The sequence below is a fragment of the Microcystis sp. M53598_WE2 genome, assembly GCF_030067735.1.
Taxonomy (GTDB): domain Bacteria; phylum Cyanobacteriota; class Cyanobacteriia; order Cyanobacteriales; family Microcystaceae; genus Microcystis; species Microcystis aeruginosa.
The window spans coordinates 1-5192 of sequence record NZ_JASJFE010000439.1 but is presented as its reverse complement, the minus strand read 5'-3'; the positions used below and the strand labels follow the sequence as shown (position 1 = coordinate 5192).

Here is a 5192-nt window from a genome sequence, read left to right as displayed (position 1 = left end):
GTTATAAGGGATGTAACCCTTATATAGAAAGGCATTTAGCGATTTTTGTCAATTGTTTTTGATCTAGAGCGAACTAATCAATTAAGTCTCTTACCAGATAAGGATTTAGTCGATTTATGCCCCCCTATCGAACCATACCAAGTAACGAAGAACCATATTAACAATAACCCAATGACTGGTACATATAAGCGAAATTATGAGGGAGATTATCGCTGTCATAAGGAGGAAATAGAGCAAATGTTTCGCGATGCCAGCAATGAACCTCAAGATTTTCAAGTTTTAGATAATTTTAATCTCAACGATATTGATCCTGATACTCTGAAAGTATTTCGCCAACGGTTCAGCAATCGCGAACCCGATCATCCTTGGTTAGCATACAATGATCAACAATTACTCCATCAGTTAGGAGGATGGCGACGAGATAGAAATTCTAGCAAAGAAGGATTAACTGTAGCGGGTTTACTCATGTTTGGATGAGAACGCAGTATTTTAGATGCTTTCCCCCATTATAGTCTCGACTATCAGGAAAAATTATCTGACGATCCTGAAAAAAGATGGACATATCGCTTAACTCTTGATGGTAAATGGGAAGCTAATTTACTTAACTCTTATTATCGTGTTTATGGCAGATTAATTAATAATTTAGATGTTCCTTTTCAATTAGACAAAGATGCCGTTCGTAAAGATGAAACCCATGTTCATGAAGCTTTAAGAGAGGCTTTAGTTAATACTTTAATCCACGCCGATCACCAGTCTTCACGGCCTATAAAGGTGGTAAAATCTATCGATGGCTATCTATTTTCTAATCCCGGTCGTCTGAGAATTCCCCTACAGCGTCTCTATGAAGGCGGTACTAGCGATCCTCGTAATCCTCATCTACAAAAAATGTTTCAAATGCTCGGATTAGGTGAAAAAGCTGGCTCTGGATTTGGGAAAATTCTTCGTGCTTGGAAAGAACAACAATGGTTGAGTCCCCTAGTTTCGGAAAAACTTGACCTAGAAGTTACATCTGTTAATTTACCGATGACAAGTTTTATTCCCGAAGCAGTTGAAGTGGAATTAAAAAGGATTATCGGGGATGCTTACCGTCAGTTAGGTGATCTTGATAGGATAATATTAGTATTAGCGCATCAGTTTGAGGAAATTAGTAATACTGACATTCAGCGTTATCGATCAGAACATCCCAGAGATATTAGCGAACGCCTTCGTAATTTAGTTCAAAATGGCTGGTTACACCAGTCAGGTAAGTGTCGGGGAACACGCTACACCCTACCGAACCAGAATTCTTCAGCGCAACTTTCTCTATTACCAAGCTCCGAACATTACCCACCAAGCTCCGAACATTACCCACCAAGCTCCGAACATTACCCACCAAGCTCCGAACATTACCCACCAAGCTCCGAACATTACCAACAGTTAGAGGCAATTGCTGAACCCATACGCAGAAAAGGCCGCATTAGTAAAGACTCGGTACGAAAAGTGATTCTTGAACTATGCTCCCAACAATATCTACCCCTCGGAACATTAGCTCAACTGCTCGGAAGAGAACCTGATACTATTCGTAATCACTATGTCAACCCGATGATAGATGAGGGATTGCTGGAGCTTAAACACCCCCAACTAAGGAACCATCCTCAACAAGCTTATCGAACAGTATCTCGATCGCATTTCCTATCAGCGCAAGATGAGTAAACACCCGCTCCTCAAATCCGAGAGATTAAGGGGACTACATCGGCAAGCCACTAATTTAGCGATCGATAGCTAACTTATCACTTAACATTTCCCTGACGATTTTAGCGGTAGCAGGAGCCAATAAAACCCCGTTGCGGTAGTGTCCCGTGGCCAGAATAACGTTATCGTATCCGGGCAAATATTCGATGATGGGAGCGGATTTTTTCTCCGGTCGCGGTCGCTTACCGGACCAAGTACGCACGATCGCACCCGCGGCCAAAGAGGGACAAAAAGCGATCGCTTTTTGATACACTTGTTCTAATAGGGCAGTATCGGCGATAATTTCGCCCTTTTCGTCCATAAATTCCACCGTTGCCCCAATCCAGTATTCCGCTCGGGCCAAAGGCAGAATATGCAGGTCATTTCCCGTTAAAATCGGCTTAAAATCGGAACTTTCTAAGGGTTGCGTCAATTTTATCTGTAAAGCTTGCCCTAAAACCGGTCGGATTGCCACTGGATGGGTAAGAGTTTCGGTTAAAGCAGTAGAACCAATTCCCGCACAAAGAATCAAAGAGTCGGTTTCCTCTATACCATTGGAACTATAAACCTGGGTGCATTGCCTCACATTAGAGCCTTGAAGCTCTGTCTTCCCGAAATTTTCAACTTTTACCCCAAATTGACATTTTACCCCCCTTCTTGCCGCAGCAGCGACGAGAGACTCCGTGAGCAGGGCCGGATTAATTTGATGATCACTGGGCGAATAGATGGCACCATGGAGATGCTCGGCCACCTGGGGACATTTTTGCTTTAAAGTCTCTTTATCCCAGATTTCTAGACAATATCCCTGTTCTTGGCGTATTTGGGCTAACTTGCGCCAATTTTCTTCGTCTTCGGCACTCGATCGCAGGAGGACAATGCCATCACGGTTACAGGGAATAGTCAGTCCAGTGAGGGATTCTAGCTCAGGAAGGAGGGTTTCGTAACGTTTTAAACTTTCTTGCCGCAGTTTCCAGGCTCTACCTTTAGTTTTATGGCTGATAATCCCCATTAAAATCCCTAAAGCTGCCCCGGTTGCTCCTTGTCCCGGTTTTTTTTCATCGATGAGGGTAATTTCTAATCCTTCGATGGCACTTAATTCGTAGGCAATGGTGGCCCCCACTATCCCCGCACCGATGATGACAATTTTAGTCATAAACTCCAGAGGCTATTTTTCTAGTGGGAATAGGACCAAAAAAAGGGTTGAACAGGTTTCAACCCCGATAATTAATTACAGAACCCGGAAAATAAAAGGATAACGGAAAACCTTATAGGGATCTTTCCAGACTTGCAGGATAGCAAGAATGGGGAGAACAATGTTCACCACACCCAGAATTGCTAGGAGCAAATAACCGATTAAAACCCAAATTAGAATCCCGGCAATTAGGTAGTATAACCACATATTCAGGTGAAAGTTTAAAGCTTCTTTGGCGTTTTCCTTCACCGTTCCATCATCAGAAATGAAATAAATAGCTAAGGGAATCCCCACCGATACCAGCGTAGCACTCAAAAAGATCGAAGCATGACAAGCCACGGATAGGAGTCTTTTTTTGGTTAAATCTTCACTCATGACCATCGGGTTTATCCCCCTAAAATTGGCGGAGAAAGCGGATATCGCTATTATAACAACGGCGAATATCGTCTATCTCATGTAATACCATAGCAAATCTTTCCACGCCAAAACCAGCCGCAAAACCCGTATAGATTTGGGGGTCATAACCGACTGCTTTTAAGACATTGGGATCCACCATACCACAGCCCATCACCTCCAACCATTTGCCTTTCCACTGCACATCTACCTCGGCCGAGGGTTCAGTAAAAGGGAAGTAGGAAGCGCGGAATTTAACCGGTAAATCGGCCCCAAACATTTGCTTAAGAAATTCTTTAATTGTTCCTTTCAAATCCGTAAAGGTTAATCCCCGGTCCACCGCTAATAATTCCACTTGATGGAAAACCGCGGAATGGGTTGCATCCACGGTATCGCGACGATAAACCCGGCCCGGGGCCACAATCCGAATCGGGGGTTCGTGACTTTCCATGTAGCGAATCTGCACCGGGGAGGTATGGGTCCGCAATAAACGACCATCACTCAAGAAAAAAGTATCCTGCATATCCCGGGCCGGATGGTCAGCAGGGATATTTAAAGCCTCAAAATTATAATAATCGCTTTCTACCTGCGGCCCGGTGGCGATGCTGTAACCCAGACCGACGAAAATATCGATCATGCGATCAACTGTGCTATTTAAGGGGTGAATTCGCCCTAAAGGACGGCTCAGAGCAGGTAGGGTGACATCGAGGGTTTCCGCCGCTAATTTCGCCTTAATTTGGGCATTCTGGAGACTTTCTCGCTGGGATTCCAGCAGCGATTGTACTAATTCTTTGACCTCATTAGCGATCGCACCTAATCGCGGTCTCTCTTCGGGGGTTAATTTGCCCATTTCCCGTAAAATCTGCGATAATTCTCCTTTCTTACCCAGATAATTCACCCTTAGCTGTTCTAAGTCTTCTAGGGTTGTTGTTTGTTCGATGGAATTTTCCGCTTTCGCTGCCAGGGTTTTTAGGGCAGTTTCGATCGGATGGGGGGATAAACTCATAATTAGGGCATTTTATAGGGCAGCATTCTAGTCTAGTTTATCAAGAGAGGGAATTTGGGGAGACAGTTGCAGGGGCGATTTGCTTTCCGGGGTGACGATTCCCTGAGATGGTTTGCTGTATCATGTTCATCGCTCCCTGTCCCCTCTGATCAAATGAGAGCTTATTGCATGAGTGCCTCGTCGAACCTAGAACTTTCAATGGGAACCAGCTTCTCTTGATTGCATCAGATTTCTGGTTTTTTTAAAATGAACTCGATCGAGGCAAAAACCGCAGATAATTCTAGTTTAGTTGACGAGGAGAGTTTCTGGTAAACTTCGGCAATTTGATTAGAAAAACTATAGACTAATTTATTCTCCATATAGAGAGGATGTCCAATATAGTGGGAATCTTTAAGAATTTTTTTCAGTTTGTTGACTCGCTTCGGTGGAACAATTAACACAAGTTTTCCTGCCAGTTCTGGATAAATTTTTAGTAATTCCATAAAGCGATCGATTCCTGTGGTGATCGGTGTACTGGTTTCTACTTCAAAAGCGAACACTGCATCGCCTAAGTTATTAAACCAGATGAGATCGATCTGTTGTATTTTATCTCTGTCCCACTTTCCTAATTTATCGATCGGTAATTTTTCTAGAGAAATATCTTTAAAAGCTTCTCCATTCCAATAACCTGTAGATTGTTCTTTTTTGCCAATATAAGGCTTTAATCCGACAGCAATAGCAATTTTTGCCAGAGCGTAGATAATTTGATCGTGAGGAATTTTATCTGCTTGTTTGGGAAAATCTAAACCAGTTAAAACGGAAGAAATTGGCTCTATATTTAAATCGAGAGTTAGCTGAAGACCTTCTTCTTGCCCTAGTTGCCAGTGCCGACCATCGGGAGAATAAGCTAAC

6 protein-coding genes are annotated in these 5192 nt (G+C 43.2%); 2 read left to right on the top strand and 4 right to left on the bottom strand.

Translation table 11 applies throughout. From position 1 onward, the window contains the following. The first annotated feature begins 45 nt into the window (after window positions 1–45). Both PX636_RS09260 and PX636_RS09255 read left to right on the top strand, forming a co-directional pair. A complete protein-coding gene (locus tag PX636_RS09260) occupies window positions 46–477 on the top strand; it encodes a DUF8451 domain-containing protein (protein WP_288116860.1) in 432 nt (143 codons plus the stop codon). A gap of 294 nt (window positions 478–771) precedes the next feature. Then, window positions 772–1692 carry an ATP-binding protein gene (locus PX636_RS09255; RefSeq protein ID WP_288116858.1) on the top strand — a complete coding sequence of 307 codons (921 nt, stop codon included), beginning with the start codon at window positions 772–774 and terminating at the stop codon, window positions 1690–1692. Window positions 1693–1747: 55 nt separating this feature from the next. Here the strand turns inward: PX636_RS09255 and PX636_RS09250 are convergent, their stop codons facing one another. The 4 genes from PX636_RS09250 to PX636_RS09235 form a co-directional block, all read right to left on the bottom strand. Continuing rightward, the gene (locus PX636_RS09250; RefSeq protein ID WP_288116856.1) at window positions 1748–2863 is read right to left on the bottom strand and encodes an NAD(P)/FAD-dependent oxidoreductase; all 1116 of its coding nucleotides are present in this window, start codon (window positions 2861–2863) and stop codon (window positions 1748–1750) included. Window positions 2864–2938: 75 nt separating this feature from the next. After that, a complete protein-coding gene (locus PX636_RS09245; protein ID WP_002798023.1) occupies window positions 2939–3283 on the bottom strand; it encodes a DUF4870 domain-containing protein in 345 nt (114 codons plus the stop codon). A 13-nt stretch (window positions 3284–3296) separates the two neighbouring features. Continuing rightward, window positions 3297–4301, bottom strand: coding sequence for a phenylalanine--tRNA ligase subunit alpha (gene pheS / locus PX636_RS09240; protein WP_288116853.1), 1005 nt, complete (start codon window positions 4299–4301; stop codon window positions 3297–3299). A gap of 224 nt (window positions 4302–4525) precedes the next feature. Continuing rightward, window positions 4526–5192, bottom strand: a 667-nt coding sequence (locus PX636_RS09235; RefSeq protein WP_502882866.1) for a type II restriction enzyme NmeDI-related protein, incomplete at its 5' end; no start/stop codon positions are given.

Excerpts from the sequence above, each read along its gene's own strand:
- PX636_RS09245 (WP_002798023.1), bottom strand. The coding sequence starts at position 3,283 with ATGGTCATGAGTGAAGATTTAACCAAAAAAAGACTCCTATCCGTGGCT.
- pheS (WP_288116853.1), bottom strand. The coding sequence starts at position 4,301 with ATGAGTTTATCCCCCCATCCGATCGAAACTGCCCTAAAAACCCTGGCA.
- PX636_RS09250 (WP_288116856.1), bottom strand. The coding sequence starts at position 2,863 with ATGACTAAAATTGTCATCATCGGTGCGGGGATAGTGGGGGCCACCATT.